Below are 18,199 nucleotides of genomic sequence, written 5' to 3' on the forward strand. Positions count from 1 at the left end.
CGCGCACCGTTACGCGCTCAGACCGTGCGCACCATGTGGCGGATCGAGCCGAGCTGCGCCAGCCGCGGCCCGCTGACGCGGTAGCCCATGCGCTGGTAGAGCCGCGCGGCCGGATTGTCGACGAACACGCGCAACTGCAGTTCGTGCAGCCCGCGGGCGCGCGCCCAGCGCAGCGACATGTCGAGCATGTAGGTGCCGGCGCCCTGACTGCGATGACCGGCTGCAATCTGCACGTCGCGAATGTGCAGCGAATCGCCCTCCTCGGTCACGCGCAGCACGCCGATGCGTTCGCCGTCGGCTTCCAGGATGAAGTTTTCGGATTCGCGCCAGCTCGCATAGAACAGGTCGCTGCGCCAGACGAGCCCATGGCGCTTGTAATAGCCGCCCATGTTGCCGTGCGTCAGCGCCTCGGCAAACGGAAAATCGCCAGGCTCCGCGGGCCGGAGCTGATACAGCAATCGCAGGTCGGTCGGATCGAGCATCGCGGGGGGTCAAGAACGCATTCCGCCACGATAGCGCAGTCGCGGGCGGATGCAATGGCGAATTTCTCGTAGCGGCGCGCAACCGATGATGCGTCACGCGCCCGCAAGCGGGCACGAACGGAAACACAAATGAAAAAGCCCGCACGAGGCGGGCTTCTTCATTTTCTGGCGGAGCGGACGGGACTCGAACCCGCGACCCCCGGCGTGACAGGCCGGTATTCTAACCAACTGAACTACCGCTCCAGCTTTCTTCACTCCCACCCGCAGGACCACGTTCACGTCCTGCAAGCGTTGCGACACTTCTACGAAACGCCGCTGAATCCTGGCGTCCCCTAGGGGATTCGAACCCCTGTACTCACCGTGAAAGGGTGATGTCCTAGGCCTCTAGACGAAGGGGACAGCGTACTGCTTACATCTTCAATACAAAAGCCCGCTCAAAAACGTCTTGAACGGGCTTCGTTCTGGCGGAGCGGACGGGACTCGAACCCGCGACCCCCGGCGTGACAGGCCGGTATTCTAACCAACTGAACTACCGCTCCAGCTTTCTTCACTCCCACCCGCAGGACCACGTTCACGCCCTGCAAGCGTTGCGACACTTCTACGAAACGCCGCTGAATCCTGGCGTCCCCTAGGGGATTCGAACCCCTGTACTCACCGTGAAAGGGTGATGTCCTAGGCCTCTAGACGAAGGGGACAGCGTACTGCTTACATCTTCAATACAAAAGCCCGCTCAAAAACGTCTTGAACGGGCTTCGTTCTGGCGGAGCGGACGGGACTCGAACCCGCGACCCCCGGCGTGACAGGCCGGTATTCTAACCAACTGAACTACCGCTCCAACTTTCTGCACCGTTACCTGCAGGACGTCGGTTACGTCCTGCAAGCCTCGCGACACTTCTACGAAACGCCGCTGAATCTGGCGTCCCCTAGGGGATTCGAACCCCTGTACTCACCGTGAAAGGGTGATGTCCTAGGCCTCTAGACGAAGGGGACATAATCTTTTCAGATCTGTCTGACTTTCGCTATTCATTCACCGCAACAGCGAAGGCCGAAATTCTAACTGCTTTAAATCATTTTGTGAAGCATTTATTACTACTGCCACTGCTTCACAAATCAATCCATTCTGCTCTGATGGTGGAGGTAAGCGGGATCGAACCGCTGACCTCTTGCATGCCATGCAAGCGCTCTCCCAGCTGAGCTATACCCCCTTGCAGAACAGAAATGAGATTATATGGACCGAATTTGAACTTGTAAATACCCTTTTTGCGATTGGAGCGAAATTTTTTGCGAAGCCGCGCGCCCCTCACGCGCGGACGGCCTCGCTCCCGCCCCAACCTCAGGCCAGCGCGGCTTCGATACGCGACACCACGACGTCGCGACCGAACAGCACGAGCACCGCGTCGATCGACGGCGTATGCGTCGTGCCCGCCACCAGCAGGCGCACCGGCATCGCGAGCTGCGGCATCTTCAGCTTGTGCGTGCCGAGCGTCGCCTTCAGCGCCGCGGACACGGCTTCCTTCGTCCACTCGGCCGCCTTCAAGGCGGCGACGAGGTCCGCCAGCGCCGGACGCACCGCATCGGTCACGTGCTGCGCGAGTGCGTCGGCGTCCGGCGCGGGCACGCGGTAGAACATCGCGGCGCCTTCGGCGATCTCCTTGACCGTCGTCGCGCGATCCTTCATCAGGCCGACCACCGTGTCGAGCGCGGGGCCCGTCGCGATCGCCGCGTCCTCGATGCCGAGCGCGTCGAGGAACGGCTTCGCCAGCGCGGCAAGGCGCGCGTTGTCGGCTTCCTTGATGTAGTGAGCGTTCAGCCAGCTCAGCTTGCTGTGGTCGTACTGCGCGGGCGACTTGCCGAGATGCTCGAGGTCGAACCATTCGACGAACTGCTCGCGCGAGAAGATTTCAGCGTCGCCGTGCGACCAGCCGAGACGCGCGAGATAGTTGACGACGGCCTCCGGCAGGAAGCCGGCGTCACGATAAGCGGTCACGCTCATCGCGCCGTGCCGCTTGCTCATCTTCTCGCCCTGCTCGTTCAGCACGGTCGGCAGGTGTGCATAGACGGGCGGCTCGCCGCCGAGCGCGCGCAGGATGTTGATCTGGCGCGGCGTGTTGTTCACGTGGTCGTCGCCACGGATCACGTGCGTGATGTTCATGTCCATGTCGTCCACGACCACGCAGAAGTTGTAGATCGGCGTGCCGTCCGGGCGCGCGATCACGAGGTCGTCGAGTTCCTCGTTCGAGATCTCGACACGGCCCTTCACCGCGTCGTCCCACACGACCGTGCCGGTCAGCGGGTTGCGAAAACGCAGCACCGGCTTCACGCCGGCCGGCGGCTCTGGCAGCACCTTGCCCGGCTCCGGACGCCACGTGCCGTCGTAGCGCGGCTTCAGGCCGGCCTCGCGCTGGCGTTCGCGCAGCGCGTCGAGCTCCTCGGCCGACATGTAGCACGGGTACGCGAGGCCCTGCTCGAGCATCTGCGCGAGCACCTCGCGATAGCGGTCCATCCGCTGCATCTGGTAGATCGGGCCTTCGTCGAAATCGAGGCCGAGCCACTGCATCCCTTCGAGGATCGCGTCGACGGCTTCCTGCGACGAACGTTCGACGTCGGTATCCTCGATACGCAGCACGAACGTGCCCTTCATCTTGCGGGCGAACGCCCACGGATAGAGCGCGGAGCGGATGTTGCCGAGGTGGATGAAGCCGGTGGGACTCGGCGCGAAGCGGGTACGGACAGGACGGGTCATAAACGGTAACTCGAACGCCTGGGGCGCATGAATGATTCGACGCGGGATCGACGGCGGCAGCCCGGACAGCAATGGGGCCGGCCGCGCCCGGAACGGGAAAGAAGCCGGAATTATACTCGCGCCGGTCTTCGCGCCAAGCGCGCCGCTTGCTTTATGATGTGCGCGCCGCGGCCGCCAGCCGGCGCCGCGCCGGCCGCCCGGCTCCCGCCGCACGGCCGCTCGGAACCTATTGCCGCCGCGGGCCGCACGGCCCGCCGCCAAGCCGCCGGAGAATCATTCGATGTCGTCCCCTCGCCTGTCGCGCCGTCACTTCACGATCGCGTGCGCGTCCGCCAGCCTCGCCGCCTGTACGTCGTTCGGCGACAAGCCCCGTCCCGCCCAGTCGCAGGAAAAGCCCGTGAAGATCGGCATCGCGCTCGGCGGCGGCGCCGCCCGCGGCTTCTCGCACATCGGCGTGCTGAAGGCGCTCGAGGCACGCGGCATCCCGGTCGAGATCGTCGCGGGCACGAGCGCGGGCTCGGTGGTCGGCGCGCTCTACGCGTCCGGGATGAGCGCGCTGCAGATCAACAAGATCGCGCTCGACATGGATCAGGCGGCGATCAGCGACTGGGCGCTGCCGTTCCGCTCACGCGGATTGCTGCAGGGCGTCGCGCTGCAGAACTTCCTGAACAAGACGCTCAGCAACCGGCCGATCGAGAAGATGGCGAAGCCGCTCGGCATCGTCGCGACGGATCTGCAGAGCGGCCAGCCGATCCTGTTCCAGCAGGGCAATACGGGGCTCGCGGTGCGCGCGTCGTGCAGCGTGCCGTCGGTGTTCGAACCGGTGAGGATCGGCAATCGCGAGTATGTCGACGGCGGCCTCGTGAGCCCGGTGCCCGCGTCGTTCGCGCGCAAGATGGGCGCGAGCTTCGTGATCGCGGTCGACATCTCGGCGCGGCCGGACGGCGCGGCGACCAACAACCCGATCGAGATGCTGCTGCAGACCTTCACGATCATGGGCCAGACGATCAAGTCGTACGAGCTCGACAAGTACGCGGACGTCGTGATCCGCCCGAACCTCGCGGCGATGGGCGGCAGCGACTTCAACCAGCGCAACGCGGCGATCCTCGCGGGCGAGGAAGCCGTCGCGCGCGTCATGCCCGAGCTCCAGCGCAAGCTCGCGGCGGCCCGCGGCGTCGCGGCGGCGTAATCGGACTCAGCGCGGTGCGCGACGCATGACGGCGCGCGCCGCCCACGCCGACACTGCCGCCCGCCGGTTCCGCGCGCCTCAAAAACAAAAAACCCTGTCGCCTTTCGGTGACAGGGTTTTTCGATTCGGCGGAGCGCCGGCGAGCGTCAATTGCTGCCGTTCGCGTCGTCGCCGATCGTCGCGCGCACGCGTTGGCGCAAGTCGTCGGCCTTCATCGGAAACTCCGATTCGAGCCGGCGCGCGCCGGTGAACCGCTTTTCCCAGTAGCCGTTGTCGAGATCGTCGACGCGAATGGTGCTGCCCGTCGACGGCGAATGCACGAACTTGTTGTCGCCGATATAGATGCCGACGTGCGAGAACGTACGGCGCATCGTGTTGAAGAACACGAGGTCGCCCGGCTTGAGGTTGCTCATGCTGACCTTCTCGCCCACGCGGCTCATTTCTTCCGCACGGCGCGGCAGCGACATGCCGAGCGTGTCCTGGAACACGTAACGCACGAAGCCGCTGCAGTCGAGGCCCGAATCCGGCGAGTTGCCGCCCCAGCGATAGCGCACGCCGATCATGTTGAGCGCGCCGACGACCACGTCGCCTGCCTTGCCCGCCATGCCGGCGAGGAACGACTTCGCACCGCCGCTGGACGGCTGCGCGCTGGTCTGCTGGAGGGAGGAACTCGACCCGATCTGAGTCGAATTGCTGGCATTCTGGCTAAAACTGTTGACTTCGTCGGCGAACGCGCCGGGAGCTGCTGCGAACAGGGCGCCGATGAAGAGCCCGGCGATGGTGCGCGCGCATGCCTGGGTCAAGGATCGATGCTGCATTGGGCGATGGAATTTGCTTAAAAATCAGCTGATTGGCGGAAAATTTCGGTCGATACTAGCCAGCGCGTAATCGTTTGTCAAAACAAATTAATAAATACAATCGAGATAGTCAGACCATTGGCGGCCTATCACGCTTTCCAGACCGCTTTCAACAGCTTTTGTGTGTAAGGATGTGACGGTCTGGCGAAGATCTCGGCCACCTCTCCCGACTCCACGACAACCCCCTCCTGCATCACCGCGACGCGGTGCGCCATCGCGCCGATCACCTCCAGATCGTGGCTGATGAACACATAGCCCAGGTTGTATTTCTGTTGCAAATTGGTGAGCAGTTTCAGCACCTGCTGCTGGATCGACACGTCGAGCGCGGACGTCGGTTCGTCGAGGATCAGGATGCGCGGCTCCAGCACGAGCGCGCGCGCGATCGCGATCCGCTGGCGCTGGCCGCCCGAGAATTCATGCGGATAACGATGCAGCACGGTGCGGTCGAGCCCCACTTCGCGCAGCACGGCCAGCGACTTCGCGCGGCGCGCGTCCGGTGTCAGTTGCGGACGGTGCAGTTCGAGCCCCTCGCCGACGATCCGCTCGATCGTGTGACGCGGAGAAAGCGAACTGAAGGGATCCTGAAAGACGACCTGCATGTTCGAGCGCAGCGCGGTCTGTTCCCGGCCGCGATAGGTCGACAGCGCGCGCCCCTGGAATTCGATTTCGCCGTGTGCCGTCTTCTGCAGCCCGAGCAGCGCCATCGCGAGCGTCGACTTGCCGGACCCCGATTCGCCGACGATGCCGAGCGTCTCGCCCTGCCGCACCGACACGGACACGTCCGCGACCGCCGTCACGGGCACCGTGCCGAACCAGCCCGCGAAGCCCGGCCGCTTGCGCGCGAACTGCACGCTGACGTGGCGCGCGTCGAGCACGACGGGGGCAATGGGCATCACCGGCACGACCGCGCGCTGCGGGCGGCTGTTCAACAGCCGCTGCGTATACGGATGTTCCGGCTCAGCGAAGATCCGCTCGACCGGCCCGCTTTCGACCAGCTTGCCACGCTCCATCACCGCGACCCGCTCGGCGAAGTGCCGCACGAGGTTCAGGTCGTGCGTGATCAGCAGGATCGCCATCCCGCGCTTTTCCGCCTCCTCGCGCTGCAGTTCGAGCAGCAGGTCGACGATCTGCGCGCGGATCGTCACGTCGAGCGCGGTGGTCGGCTCGTCCGCCAGCAGCAGGCGTGGCCGGCACGCGAGCGCCATCGCGATCATCGCGCGCTGCCGCTGGCCGCCCGACAACTGGTGCGGGTAGCTGTCGACGCGCTTTTCCGGCTCCGCGATGCCCGTGCGCGCGAGCAGCGCGATCGCGCGCTTGCGCGCTTCGGCCGCCGTCACGCCGTCGTGCAGCACGATCGTCTCGCCGATCTGCGCGCCGATCGTATACAGCGGGTTGAGCGCCGTCATCGGCTCCTGGAAGATCATCGCGATGTCCGAGCCGCGCAGCCCGCGCATCTCGCGCTCGCTCTTGCCGGCGAGATCCTGTCCGGCCAGGCGGATCGTGCCGCTCACGTCGGCATCGCGCAGCAGCCGCAGGATCGCCAGCGCGGTCACGCTCTTGCCCGAGCCCGACTCGCCGACGAGCGCGACGCGCTCGCCGCGACCGATCGCGAGCGTCACGTCGTCGACGGCCACCGTGTCGCCGAAGCGCACATGCAGATGCTCGAGCGACAGCAGCGGTTCGCCCGATTTCGCTACGACCGTGTCGCTCATCGCTGGCCTCCCGCCGCGCGCACCGAGTCGGCGATCCGCGTGTCGAGCGCATTGCGCAGCGCGTCGCCCATGAAGGTCAGCAGCAGCAGCGTCGCGACCAGCACGCCGAACGTCGACAGCGAGATCCACCACGCGTCGAGGTTGCCCTTGCCCTGCGCGAGCAGTTCGCCGAGGCTCGGCGTTGGCGGCGGCACGCCGAGCCCGAGGAAGTCGAGGCTCGTGAGCGCGAGGATCGCGCCGCTCATCCGGAACGGCAGGAACGTGATCACGGGCGTCAGGCTGTTCGGCAGCACGTGGCGCCAGATGATCTGCCAGTTCGTGAGCCCCATCGCGCGAGCCGCGCGCACGTAGTCCTGCGTACGATTGCGCAGGAATTCGGCACGCACGTAGTCGGCCAGGCCGATCCAGCCGAACAGCGACAGCAGCACGATCAGCAGCAGGAAGCTCGGCTCGAAGATCGACGCGAAGATGATCAGCAGGTACAGCTCCGGCAGCGAACTCCAGATCTCGATCAGCCGCTGTCCGACGATGTCGATGCGCCCGCCGAAGAAACCCTGCACCGCGCCCGCGGCGATCCCGAGCAGCGTGCCGATCACGGTCAGGATCAGCCCGAACTCGACCGATACACGGAACCCGTACACGAGCCGCGCGAGCAGGTCGCGCCCCTGCGCATCGGTGCCGAGCCAGTTCTCGCGCGACGGCGGCGCCGGGTTCGGCACGCTCGAGAAGTAGTTCAGCGTGTCGTAGTAGTAACGGTTCGGCGGATAGACGACGAAGTTGCCCGGCGCCTCGAGCCGCTTGCGCACGTATGGATCGAGATAGTCGGCCTGTGCCGGGAAGTCGCCGCCGAAGGTCGTCTCCGGGTACGCATGGAACATCGGGAAATAGTAGTGATCGTCGTAGCGCACGACGAGCGGCTTGTCGTTCGACCACAGCGGCGCCGCGAGGCTCGCGGCGAACGCGACGAAGAAGATCACGAAGCTCCAGTAGCCGAGGCGCTGCCGGCGAAAGCGCTGCCAGACGCGGCGCGCGGGCGACGGCGACACGCGCGAACGCGCGGCTTCGAGGCGGGACGACACGACGGCCCGGTTCATCGCGATCCTCGCCCGATCACGCCAGGCATGCGGATGGATCGTTTCATGTCAGCGCTCCAGGTTGTCGAATTGAATGCGCGGGTCGACCCATACGTAGCAGAGGTCGGAGACCAGCTTGGTCGCGAGCCCGATCAGCGTGAACAGGTACAGCGTGCCGAGCACGACCGGATAGTCGCGCCGCACGACCGACTCGTACGACAGCAGCCCGAGGCCGTCGAGCGAGAACAGCGTCTCGATCAGCAGGCTGCCCGTGAAGAACGCGCCGATGAATGCGGCCGGAAAGCCGACAATCAGCGGCAGCATCGCGTTGCGGAACACGTGCTTCCACAGCACGGTGCGCTCGGCGAGCCCTTTCGCGCGCGCGGTCAGCACGTACTGCTTGCGGATCTCGTCGAGGAACGCGTTCTTCGTGAGCATCGTGATGACCGCGAAGCTGCCGACGACCGACGCCGTGATCGGCAGCGCGATGTGCCACAGATAGTCGAGCACCTTGCCGGCGACCGACAGTTGCGCGAAGTTGTCCGACGTGAGCCCGCGCAGCGGGAACAGCTGCCAGAACGAGCCGCCGCCGAACAGCACGAGCAGCAGCACGCCGAGCACGAAGCCCGGGATCGCATAGCCGATCAGCACGACGAGGCTCGTCGCGACGTCGAACGGCGAGCCGTTGCGCACGGCCTTCGCGATGCCGAGCGGCACGGAGATCAGGTAGGTGACGAAGAACGTCCACAACCCGATGCTGATCGACACCGGCAGCTTCTGCACGATCAGCGACCACACGCTCTGGTGGCGGAAGTAGCTGTCGCCGAGATCGAAGCGCGCGAAGCGCTCGAGCATCAGCCAGTAGCGCTCGAGCGGTGGCTTGTCGAAGCCGTACAGCGCCTTGAGCTGCGCGAGCTGCTGCGCGTCGACGCCGGTATGCGCACGCATCCCGAACGGCGTCGCGCCCTGCTCCGTCGCGCCCTTGCGCAATTCCTGCACGGCCTGTTCGACCGGGCCGCCCGGCACGAACTGGATCACGGCGAACGTGAGCGTGAGCACGCCGACGAGCGTCGGGATCATCAGCAGCAGACGTTTGAGGATGTAGCTCCACATAGGGTGGCGACTCGCGATCGATAGGCTGGGTTGAACGAAGGGCCGGCGTGCTTCAGTGGCCTGGCTTGGCCCACCAGGTCGACACGACCCAGCCCTCGGCCGAATAGTACAGCGGCAGCGTTTGCGGATAGCCGAGCGTGCGCTTGTACGCGATCCGGTGCGTCGTGCTGTACCACTGCGGGACCGCGTAATAGCCGTGCATCAGCACGCGGTCGAGCGCATGCGTCGCGTCGAGCAGGTCGTCGCGTGTCTGCGCGGTGCCGAGTGCATGCAGCAGCGCGTCGACGGCCGGCGACTTCAGGCCGATGAGGTTGTCGGAGCCCGGCTCGTCGGCGAACTTGCTGGCGTAGCGCGAGAACTGCTCGGCACCCGGCACCTGCACGCCCGGCAGGCGGACCGTCGTCATGTCGTAGTCGAACGCGTCGAGCCGCTTTTGCAGCAGCGCGTAATCGGCCGTGCGAAAGCGCGCTTCGATGCCGAGCTTCGCAAGGTTGCGCCGATAAGCGGTCACGATGCCTTCCATCGCCGCGCCCGAATCGTCGAGGATCTCGAACTCGAACGGCTCGCCCTGCGCGTTGCGCAGCGCGCCGTCGCGGTAGGTCCAGCCAGCCTGCGCGAGCAGCGTGCGCGCCTTCAGCAGGTTCGCGCGCAGCGAGCCCGGCGGGTTCGTGCTCGGTTGCGACACCATCGGGCCGAACACGGCCGGGTCGAGCTGCGCACGCAGCGGCTCCAGCAGCTTCAGCTCGCCGGGGCCCGGCGTGCCGGTCGCCTGCAGGTCGGTGTCGGCGAAATAGCTGTCGAGGCGCGTGTACGCGCCATAGAACAACTGGCGGTTCAGCCATTCGAAGTCGAACGCGAGATCGAGCGCCTGGCGCACGCGCACGTCGCGAAACAGCGGCCGGCGCTGGTTCATGAAGAAGCCCTGCATGCCCGCGCCGTTGTGCTGGCGGAATTCGCGCTTGACGAGCTCGCCGCTGTCGAAGCGCTTGCCGACGTCGCGCCGCGCCCAGTTGCGCGCGATGTATTCGACCAGCACGTCGTACTCGCCGGCCTTGAACGCCTCGAGGCGCGCGACGCCGTCGCCGTACAGCTTGTAGACGATCCGCTCGAAGTTGTGGGTGCCGACCCGCACCGGCAGGTCGGCGCCCCAGTACGCGGGATTGCGCCTATATGTAATGGTGCGGCCGTTGTCGTGGCGCTCGATCAGATACGGGCCGCTGCCGATCGGCTGCTCGAACGCGAGCTGGTCGAACGGAATCCGCGAACCGTCCGCGCGCAGCCCCCACTTGCGCGAGAACACCGGCACGCCGCCGGCGATCAGCGGCAGCTCGCGGTTCGCGCTGCGGAATTCGAACCGCACAGTCGCGCGGTCGATCACGACGGCCTTCGCGATTTCGGCGAAATACGCGCCGAACTGCGGCGCGGCCTGCTTGCTCTTGAGCGTGTCGAACGAAAACCTGACGTCGTCGGCCGTGACCGGGTCGCCGTTCGAGAAGCGCGCGCGCGGGTTCAGGTGGAACGTGACCGAGCGGCGGTCCGGCGCGATCTCGATGTCGTCGGCGAGCAGCCCGTAGGCGGACGCCGATTCGTCCGAGCTGCCGGTCGTGAGGCTCTCGAACAGCATGTCGATGCCCGGCGCCGGGTTGCCGCGCATCGTGAACGGATTGAACTTGTCGAACGACGTCAGCCGGCTCGGATTCGCGAGCACGAGCGTGCCGCCCTTCGGCGCATCCGGGTTCACGTAGTCGAAATGCTTGAAGCCCGGCGGATATTTCGGCTCGCCGTACTGCGCGATCGCATATGCCGCATGCGCGGCCGTCGCGGCCAGTGCCGCCTGTATTGCCCATACTGCCGCCGTGCGGCCGGCGGCCCGTACCGCCTGCGCGGCGCCGAAACGGATGCGCGCGGCGGCGGTCCGGGGCGAACCCTTCGTCATAGAGGCCCTGTGGATCGATTGAGGGGATGAAACGTAGGGCGATTCTACCCATTCAATTCGACGCCGAGCCAACTTGCTCGCGGTCGTGCGTCACGTCACCGCACCGCGACCTCCGCGCGCGGCCGGCGCGGGCAAAAGAAAACCGCCACGCGGGCGGTTTTCTGTCGATGCGGCGCACGCGTCACGCGTGCGCGAGGTGCACCATGTGCACCATCCGTCGATCAGCGCCAGCCGTTGTGGCGGCCGTTGTCCCAGTGACCGTGACGACGGTCGTCGCCCCAGCCGCGGCCGTGATGGCGATACCACTCGTCGCGCCCCCAGTAGCGGCGGCCGTCCCAGTAGCGATCGCCGTGCCAGCCCATCACGATCGCCGATCCCGGCGCATAGACGGGCGCCGGTGCATACACGGGCGCCGGCTGGTAGACAACCGGCGGAGGCGGCGGCGCATACACGGGCGCAGGCGCGACGTAGACCGGAGCCGGCACGCCGACGTTGATCCCGACATTGACTCCCGCCATTGCTGCGCCCGACACGAGCAAGGCCGTCATACCGGTCAAGAGCGAGGCAACACGCAAAGTCTTCATGGATTCCTCTTCGAGTTGTTTCATGTGTGATTCGACTATAGCGGCAAGCGCCGTGCCCGCATATTTCAAGTTTGTAAGAACTGATGCGCGGGATGGCAACCGGAAGCGCCCGCTAACGTCTTGTAACAACTGCCGGCCCGCGGTGCCCGCGTGCCCGGGCCGCGTTGCCGCACCGGCCACCCGCCCGCTTCGTCCTTTCCGCCGGTTCCTAAAACATCTTTCATCCTGGCCCGCGCCCGGCGTTAACCGGCGCCACGCACACTGCGCGAGCCGATGCGGGCTCACGCCGCGCTTCGGCACCTCGCTGACAGGCCGGCGCCCCGCGCCGGCGGAGACCTCGCCGATGCTGAAACTCGTCCGACTCGCGCTCGCGCGCCCCTATACGTTCATCGTCCTTGCGCTGCTGATCCTGATCGCGGGACCGCTCGCGGCGCTGCGCACGCCGACCGACATCTTCCCCGACATCCGGATTCCGGTCATCAGCGTCGTGTGGAATTACGCGGGCCTGCAGCCGGCCGACATGGCCGGACGCATCGTCACGTACTACGAACGCACGCTCGGCACGACGGTCAACGACGTCGCGCACATCGAGTCGCAGTCGTTCCGCAGCTACGGGATCGTCAAGATCTTCTTCCAGCCGAGCGTCGACATCCGCACCGCGACCGCGCAGGTCACGTCGATCTCGCAGACCGTGCTCAAGCAGATGCCGCCCGGCACCACGCCGCCGCAGATCCTCAACTACAACGCGTCGACCGTGCCCGTACTGCAACTCGCGCTGACGAGCGACACGCTCAACGAGCAGCAGCTCGGCGACTACGCGACCAACGTGATCCGGCCGCAATTGCTGTCGGTCGCCGGCGTCGCGATTCCGTCGCCGTATGGCGGCAAGGTGCGCCAAGTGCAGATCGACCTCGATCCGCGGGCGCTGCAGGCGAAGGGGCTGTCCGCGCAGGACGTCGCGACCGCGCTCGCGCAGCAGAACCAGATCATCCCGGCCGGCACGCAGAAGATCGGCCGCTTCGAGTACAACATCCGCCTCAACGACAGCCCGCTCACCATCGACCAGCTCAACGCGCTGCCGATCCGGACCGTCAACGGCGCGGTGATCTTCATGCGCGACGTCGCGCACGTGCGCGACGGCTTTCCGCCGCAAGGCAACATCGTGCGCGTCGACGGCAGCCGCGCGGTGCTGATGAGCGTACTGAAAAGCGGCTCGGCGTCGACGCTCGACATCATCGCCGGCGTGAAGGCGCAACTGCCGCGCATCGAGGCAACGCTGCCGCCGTCGCTCAGGCTCGTCGTGATGGGCGACCAGTCGGTGTTCGTCAAGGGCGCGGTGAGCGGCGTCGCGCGCGAAGGACTGATCGCCGCCGCGCTCACGTCCGCGATGATTTTGCTGTTCCTCGGCAGCTGGCGCTCGACGCTGATCATCGCCGCGTCCATTCCGCTCGCGGTGCTGGCGGCGATCGCCGCGCTCGCCGCCGCGGGCGAGACGCTCAACGTGATGACGCTCGGCGGGCTCGCGCTCGCGGTCGGCATTCTCGTCGACGATGCGACCGTCACGATCGAGAACGTGAACTGGCATCTCGAACAGGGCAAGGACGTCCGCAGCGCGATCCTCGACGGCGCGTCGCAGATCGTCGCGCCCGCGTTCGTGTCGCTGCTGTGCATCTGCATCGTGTTCGTGCCGATGCTGCTGCTCGACGGCGTCGCGCGCTTCCTATTCGTGCCGATGGCCGAAGCCGTGATCTTCGCGATGATCGCGTCGTTCGTGCTGTCGCGCACGTTCGTGCCGATGATGGCGCGCTACCTGCTGCGCCCGCACGCCGCCCATCCGGCGGCCGTGCTCGCGCCGCACGGCGCGCCATTCCCGACGCCGCGATCGCGCAATCCGCTCGTCGTGTTCCAGCAGGGCTTCGAGCGCCGCTTCGCGGCCTTGCGCACCGGCTACCGTGCCGTGCTCGGCCTCGCGCTGGCGCACCGCGCGCGCTTCGTCGCGCTGTTCCTCACGGCGGTCGCGGTGTCGTTCGTCCTGGTGCCGGGGCTCGGCCGCAACTTCTTCCCGTCGGTCGACGCGGGCGAAATCGCGCTGCACGTGCGCGCGCCGATCGGTACGCGCATCGAGGAGACGGCCGCGCTGTTCGATCGCGTCGAGCGCACGGTGCGCGGCGTCGTGCCGCCGCGCGCGCTCGCGAGCATCGTCGACAACATGGGGCTGCCGAACAGCGGGATCAACCTCACGTACAGCAACAGCGGCACGATCGGCCCGCAGGACGGCGACATCCTCGTGTCGCTCGCCGGCGACCACGCGCCGACCGCCGACTACGTGAAGAAGCTGCGCACCCTGCTGCCGCGCGCGTTTCCGGGCGTCACGTTCTCGTTCCTGCCTGCCGACATCGTCAGCCAGATTCTCAACTTCGGCGCGCCCGCGCCGATCGACGTACAGGTGACGGGCCCCGATCTCGCGGCGAACCGCGCGTATGCGACCGAGCTGCTGCGGCGCATCCGCACGGTGCCGGGCGTGGCCGACGCACGCGTGCAGCAGGCGTCGACCTATCCGCAGTTCACGGTGTCGGTCGACCGCGCGCTCGCCGCGCAACTCGGCATCACCGAGCAGGACGTCACCAATGCCGTCGTCGCGAGCCTGTCCGGCACGAGCCAGGTTTCGCCGACCTACTGGCTCGATCCGCACAACGGCGTGTCTTACCCGATCGTCGCGCAAACGCCCCAATACCGGATGACGTCGCTGTCGGACCTGCGCGCGCTGCCCGTCACGGGCCGCTCGGGCGCGCCGCAATTGCTCGGCGGCCTCGCGACGATCGTACGCGGCCAGACCGACGCGGTCGTGTCGCACTACGACATCGCGCCGCTGTACGACATCTTCGCGACGACCCAGGACCGCGATCTCGGCGCGGTCAGCGCCGACATCGCGCGCGTGCTCCACGCAAGCGCGGCCGACCTGCCGAAGGGGTCTCGCGTGACCCTGCGCGGCCAGGTGCAGACGATGAGCAGCGCGTTCGGCGGGCTGCTCGCCGGTCTCGCCGGCGCGGTGCTGCTGATCTATCTGCTGATCGTCGTGAACTTCCATTCGTGGCGCGACGCGTTCGTGATCGTGAGCGCGCTGCCTGCGGCGCTCGCCGGCATCGTGTGGATGCTGTTCGTCACGCGCACGCCGCTGTCGGTGCCGGCGCTGACGGGCGCGATCCTGTGCATGGGCGTCGCGACCGCGAACAGCATCCTGGTCGTCACGTTCGCGCGCGAGCGGCTCGCGCACACGGCCGACGCGACCGTCGCCGCGCTCGAAGCCGGCTTCACGCGCTTCAGGCCGGTGATGATGACCGCGCTCGCGATGATCATCGGCATGGCGCCGATGGCACTCGGCCTTGGCGACGGCGGCGAACAGAACGCGCCGCTCGGCCGCGCGGTGATCGGCGGCCTGCTCTGCGCGACCGTCGCGACGCTCGTGTTCGTGCCCGTCGTGTTCAGCCTCGTCCATCGGCGCGATCGCGCGCCCCACTCCGAATCCCTGTCCCTCACTCCGGGAGAACAGCATGTCCAGTGAATTCGACGTCCGTCCCCCCGCCACGCCGCGTTACCTGAAACCGCTCGCGATCGCGGGCGTGATCGCGGCACTCGCCGCCGCCGCGACCGGCGTCGTCGAACGCGCGCACGATGCGCGTGAAGTCGCCGCGTGGACCGCCAGCCAGGCGATCCCGACCGTCGCGACGGTCGCGCCGCAGCCGGCCGCCGCCGACGCGCTGGTGCTGCCAGGCCGCCTCGATGCCTATGTCGACGCGCCGATCTACGCGCGCGTGCCCGGCTATCTGCACGCATGGTACGTCGACATCGGCGCGCACGTGAAGGCCGGCCAGTTGCTCGCGTCGATCGACACGCCCGACCTCGACCAGCAGCTACAGCAGGCGCGCGCCGACCTGCAAAGCGCGACTGCGAACGAACGGCTCGCGGCCGTCACCGCCGCGCGCTGGTCCGAGATGCTCGCGCAGGATTCGGTGTCGCGGCAGGAGGCCGACGAGAAGCGCAGCGATCTCGATGCGAAACGCGCGGCCGTGGCCGCCAGCACCGCGAACGTGCGGCGGCTCGAGGCGCTCGAATCGTTCAAGCGCCTCACCGCGCCGTTCGACGGCGTCGTGACCGCGCGCAAGACCGATGTCGGCGCGCTGATCGACGCAGGCAGCGGCAACGGCGCCGAACTCTTCACCGTCTCGGATGCACGGCGGCTGCGGCTCTACGTCCATATTCCGCAGGACGACGCGGGCGCGATCCGTGCGGGCATGCATGCCGCGCTGACCGTCCCCGAGCGTCCCGGCACGACGTTCGATGCGACGCTCGCCGATTCCGCCCAGGCGATCGATCCGGCTTCCGGCACGCTGCTCGCGCAGTTCTCGATCGCGAACCCGGCAGGCACGCTGTTCCCGGGCGAATACGCGCAGGTTCGGATCGCGGTGGCCAACGCCACGCACGCGCTGACGATTCCGGCGAGCACGCTGATCTTCCGCCACGACGGATTACAGGTCGCCGTGCTCGACGCGACCGGCCATGCGCGCTTGCGCCACGTGTCGATCGCGACCGATCTCGGCACGCGCGTCGAGATCGCGTCGGGGCTCGCGGCGAGCGAACGCGTGATCGACAATCCGCCCGATTCGCTCGAGGACGGCGACCCGGTGCGCATCGCCGGCACCGCGACGACGGAGCCTACGCATGGCTGACCGTAAGCTCGCCGCATGGCTCGGCAGCGCCGCGCTGCTCGCCGGCTGTTCGTTCGCGCCGACGTATCACGCGCCAGCCGTGCCGGTGCCGGCCGCGTTTCGCGAAACCGGCCCATGGGTCGATGCCGCCCCGGCCGATCGCCTGCCGCGCGACGGCTGGTGGCGCGTGTACGGCGACGCGACACTCGACCGGCTCGAGCCGCTCGTCGCACGCGCGAACCCGGACCTCGCCGCCGCCGTCGCACGGCACGACGAGGCGGCTGCATTGTTCGACGAGGCGCACGCCGCGTTGCTGCCAACCATCGGCATCGGCGCCGAGACCGATCGCGACCGGCAGTCCGCGCGCCGGCCGCTGCGCGGCAGCGGGCAGCCCGACGTCTACGAATCGAACACGCTCGATGCCGGACTCGGTTACGACGTCGATCTGTGGGGCAAGGTCCGCAACACGGTCGCCGCCGGCCGCGACAACGCGCAAGCCGCGGCCGATGATCTCGCATCCGTGCGGCTCAGCCTGCAGGCCCGCGTCGCCAGCACCTACTTCGATCTCGCGGGACTCGATCGTGAAGCGGACTCGCTCGCGCAGACGATCGATGCATATCGCCGTGCGTGGCAACTGACGGTTAGCCGCCATCGCGGCGGCCTCGCATCGGGGCTCGACGTATCGCGCGCGCAGACGCAGCTCGCGCTCGCGCAGGCTCGCGCATCCGACATCGCCGCGCGCCGTGCGCTCGACGAGCACGCAATCGCCGTGCTCGTCGGCGTATCCGCGTCGACGTTCTCGCTGCCCGCCGCCGCCGCGCTGCCCGCCGTTCCATCGATTCCGACCGGGCTCGCGTCGACGCTGCTAGAACGCCGCCCGGACATCGCCGCCGGGGAACGCCGCGTCGCGGCCGCGAACGCACGGATCGGCGTCGCGCGCGCCGCGTACTTCCCGGACCTGTCGCTCGGCCTCGACGCGGGCTTCCAAAGCGACACGTTCTCGCCGTGGCTCGCCGCACCGAACGAAATCTGGTCGATCGGGCCGCGGCTTGCGACGACACTGTTCGACGGCGGCCTGCGTGCGGCGGGTGTACGCCACGCGCGCGCGCAGTTCGCCGAACAGGGCGCACGTTACCGAAGCGTCGTACTGGCGGCGTTCCGCGAAGTCGAGGACGATCTCGCGCTGCTGCACCGGCTCGGCGACGAATCGGCCGAGGACGACGCCGCGCTCGGCGCGGCGCGGCAGTCGCTTGCGCTTGCGATGTCGCGCTATCGCGACGGCGCCGTCAGCTATCTCGACGTGGTCACCGCGCAAACGACCGAGCTCGATACGCAAATCGCGTCGCTCGACGTCGATGCCCGACGCCTGCAGGCGTCCGTCGCGCTCGTACGCGCGCTCGGCGGCGGCTGGCGCGACGCGCGTTCATGAACGTTTCTTCATCGGCGCGCCCGGTGCCTGACGGAGCGTGTCCGATAACGTGGGCCCTGCCGGCATCGCGTTCGCGGCGCCGGTCTCCGCCTTTTGCAAAGGATCACGCCATGAAGACACTGCTGTTCGCCACCCTGCTCTGCGCCCTCTGTGCCACGCTGCCCGGCCGTGCCGCCGCATCGCAATCCGCTGCGGCGACCGCGCCGCGGACGCTTACATCGACCGCCGGCGCGCGGGCGTCATCGAGCGATGCGTGGAAGGCGCCGCCGGTAGCGCCGCTCACGCGCGCCCAGGTCTATCGCGAACTCGTTCGCGCCCAACGCGACGGCCAGCTCGCGCAGCTCAACCGCGAGCTTTATTCGCACTGATCGCGCC

Annotated in this window: 13 protein-coding genes and 7 tRNA genes; 5 read left to right on the forward strand and 15 right to left on the reverse strand. The window is 67.5% G+C overall.

The window, feature by feature from the left end:
- Positions 1-17: 17 nt before the first annotated feature.
- The 9 genes from SB786_RS07460 to gltX form a co-directional block, all read right to left on the reverse strand.
- On the reverse strand, positions 18-482 hold the full coding sequence (locus SB786_RS07460) for a GNAT family N-acetyltransferase (protein ID WP_410726946.1): 465 nt from the start codon (positions 480-482) through the stop codon (positions 18-20).
- A 166-nt stretch (positions 483-648) separates the two neighbouring features.
- Positions 649-725: transfer RNA gene (locus tag SB786_RS07465), tRNA-Asp, on the reverse strand.
- 80 nt (positions 726-805) lie between these two features.
- Positions 806-881 (reverse strand) — tRNA-Glu (locus tag SB786_RS07470).
- A gap of 63 nt (positions 882-944) precedes the next feature.
- Positions 945-1,021, reverse strand: a tRNA-Asp gene (locus SB786_RS07475).
- 80 nt (positions 1,022-1,101) lie between these two features.
- Positions 1,102-1,177, reverse strand: a tRNA-Glu gene (locus tag SB786_RS07480).
- A 63-nt stretch (positions 1,178-1,240) separates the two neighbouring features.
- A tRNA-Asp gene (locus SB786_RS07485) sits at positions 1,241-1,317 on the reverse strand.
- A 79-nt stretch (positions 1,318-1,396) separates the two neighbouring features.
- A tRNA-Glu gene (locus SB786_RS07490) sits at positions 1,397-1,472 on the reverse strand.
- A gap of 139 nt (positions 1,473-1,611) precedes the next feature.
- A tRNA-Ala gene (locus SB786_RS07495) sits at positions 1,612-1,687 on the reverse strand.
- A gap of 128 nt (positions 1,688-1,815) precedes the next feature.
- Positions 1,816-3,225, reverse strand: coding sequence for a glutamate--tRNA ligase (gltX, locus tag SB786_RS07500; protein ID WP_410726947.1), 1,410 nt, complete (start codon positions 3,223-3,225; stop codon positions 1,816-1,818).
- Between the two features lie 280 nt (positions 3,226-3,505).
- On the opposite strand from gltX, the gene SB786_RS07505 reads away from it, so the two are divergent.
- On the forward strand, positions 3,506-4,414 hold the full coding sequence (locus SB786_RS07505) for a patatin-like phospholipase family protein (RefSeq protein WP_410726948.1): 909 nt from the start codon (positions 3,506-3,508) through the stop codon (positions 4,412-4,414).
- Positions 4,415-4,560: 146 nt separating this feature from the next.
- On the opposite strand, the gene SB786_RS07510 is transcribed toward SB786_RS07505, so the two are convergent.
- The 6 genes from SB786_RS07510 to SB786_RS07535 form a co-directional block, all read right to left on the reverse strand.
- The gene (locus SB786_RS07510; RefSeq protein ID WP_410726949.1) at positions 4,561-5,232 is read right to left on the reverse strand and encodes a C40 family peptidase; all 672 of its coding nucleotides are present in this window, start codon (positions 5,230-5,232) and stop codon (positions 4,561-4,563) included.
- 128 nt (positions 5,233-5,360) lie between these two features.
- The gene (locus tag SB786_RS07515; protein ID WP_410726950.1) at positions 5,361-6,983 is read right to left on the reverse strand and encodes an ABC transporter ATP-binding protein; all 1,623 of its coding nucleotides are present in this window, start codon (positions 6,981-6,983) and stop codon (positions 5,361-5,363) included.
- Entirely contained in the window at positions 6,980-8,077 is a 1,098-nt protein-coding gene (locus SB786_RS07520) for an ABC transporter permease (RefSeq protein ID WP_410726951.1), read from the reverse strand. The genes SB786_RS07515 and SB786_RS07520 overlap by 4 nt, the downstream gene beginning before the upstream one ends.
- A 48-nt stretch (positions 8,078-8,125) precedes the next feature.
- The gene (locus SB786_RS07525; protein WP_410726952.1) at positions 8,126-9,169 is read right to left on the reverse strand and encodes a microcin C ABC transporter permease YejB; all 1,044 of its coding nucleotides are present in this window, start codon (positions 9,167-9,169) and stop codon (positions 8,126-8,128) included.
- Between the two features lie 52 nt (positions 9,170-9,221).
- Positions 9,222-11,105: an extracellular solute-binding protein gene (locus SB786_RS07530; RefSeq protein ID WP_410726953.1), complete on the reverse strand. Its 1,884-nt coding sequence runs from the start codon at positions 11,103-11,105 to the stop codon at positions 9,222-9,224.
- Between the two features lie 221 nt (positions 11,106-11,326).
- Positions 11,327-11,689 carry a hypothetical protein gene (locus tag SB786_RS07535; RefSeq protein ID WP_410726954.1) on the reverse strand — a complete coding sequence of 121 codons (363 nt, stop codon included), beginning with the start codon at positions 11,687-11,689 and terminating at the stop codon, positions 11,327-11,329.
- Between the two features lie 343 nt (positions 11,690-12,032).
- On the opposite strand from SB786_RS07535, the gene SB786_RS07540 reads away from it, so the two are divergent.
- The 4 genes from SB786_RS07540 to SB786_RS07555 all read left to right on the forward strand — a co-directional run bounded on the left by SB786_RS07540 (position 12,033) and on the right by SB786_RS07555 (position 18,192).
- Positions 12,033-15,251: an efflux RND transporter permease subunit gene (locus tag SB786_RS07540; RefSeq protein WP_410726955.1), complete on the forward strand. Its 3,219-nt coding sequence runs from the start codon at positions 12,033-12,035 to the stop codon at positions 15,249-15,251.
- Entirely contained in the window at positions 15,241-16,416 is a 1,176-nt protein-coding gene (locus SB786_RS07545) for an efflux RND transporter periplasmic adaptor subunit (RefSeq protein ID WP_410726956.1), read from the forward strand. Before SB786_RS07540 ends, SB786_RS07545 begins: the two co-directional genes overlap by 11 nt.
- Positions 16,409-17,824 (forward strand): efflux transporter outer membrane subunit, encoded by a 1,416-nt coding sequence (locus SB786_RS07550; RefSeq protein WP_410726957.1) that lies wholly within the window; start codon positions 16,409-16,411, stop codon positions 17,822-17,824. The genes SB786_RS07545 and SB786_RS07550 overlap by 8 nt, the downstream gene beginning before the upstream one ends.
- 110 nt (positions 17,825-17,934) lie before the next feature.
- Positions 17,935-18,192: a DUF4148 domain-containing protein gene (locus SB786_RS07555; RefSeq protein WP_410726958.1), complete on the forward strand. Its 258-nt coding sequence runs from the start codon at positions 17,935-17,937 to the stop codon at positions 18,190-18,192.
- Positions 18,193-18,199 lie beyond the last annotated feature (7 nt).

The sequence above is a fragment of the Burkholderia sp. SIMBA_062 genome (assembly GCF_046534765.1).
GTDB lineage: Bacteria > Pseudomonadota > Gammaproteobacteria > Burkholderiales > Burkholderiaceae > Burkholderia > Burkholderia ambifaria.

Coding starts and splice junctions, on each gene's coding strand:
- SB786_RS07530 (WP_410726953.1), bottom strand. CDS start 11,105: ATGACGAAGGGTTCGCCCCGGACCGCCGCCGCGCGCATCCGTTTCGGC.
- SB786_RS07510 (WP_410726949.1), bottom strand. CDS start 5,232: ATGCAGCATCGATCCTTGACCCAGGCATGCGCGCGCACCATCGCCGGG.
- SB786_RS07460 (WP_410726946.1), bottom strand. CDS start 482: ATGCTCGATCCGACCGACCTGCGATTGCTGTATCAGCTCCGGCCCGCG.
- SB786_RS07550 (WP_410726957.1), top strand. CDS start 16,409: ATGGCTGACCGTAAGCTCGCCGCATGGCTCGGCAGCGCCGCGCTGCTC.
- SB786_RS07515 (WP_410726950.1), bottom strand. CDS start 6,983: ATGAGCGACACGGTCGTAGCGAAATCGGGCGAACCGCTGCTGTCGCTC.
- SB786_RS07525 (WP_410726952.1), bottom strand. CDS start 9,169: ATGTGGAGCTACATCCTCAAACGTCTGCTGCTGATGATCCCGACGCTC.
- SB786_RS07520 (WP_410726951.1), bottom strand. CDS start 8,077: ATGAACCGGGCCGTCGTGTCGTCCCGCCTCGAAGCCGCGCGTTCGCGC.
- gltX (WP_410726947.1), bottom strand. CDS start 3,225: ATGACCCGTCCTGTCCGTACCCGCTTCGCGCCGAGTCCCACCGGCTTC.
- SB786_RS07535 (WP_410726954.1), bottom strand. CDS start 11,689: ATGAAGACTTTGCGTGTTGCCTCGCTCTTGACCGGTATGACGGCCTTG.
- SB786_RS07555 (WP_410726958.1), top strand. CDS start 17,935: ATGAAGACACTGCTGTTCGCCACCCTGCTCTGCGCCCTCTGTGCCACG.
- SB786_RS07505 (WP_410726948.1), top strand. CDS start 3,506: ATGTCGTCCCCTCGCCTGTCGCGCCGTCACTTCACGATCGCGTGCGCG.
- SB786_RS07540 (WP_410726955.1), top strand. CDS start 12,033: ATGCTGAAACTCGTCCGACTCGCGCTCGCGCGCCCCTATACGTTCATC.
- SB786_RS07545 (WP_410726956.1), top strand. CDS start 15,241: ATGTCCAGTGAATTCGACGTCCGTCCCCCCGCCACGCCGCGTTACCTG.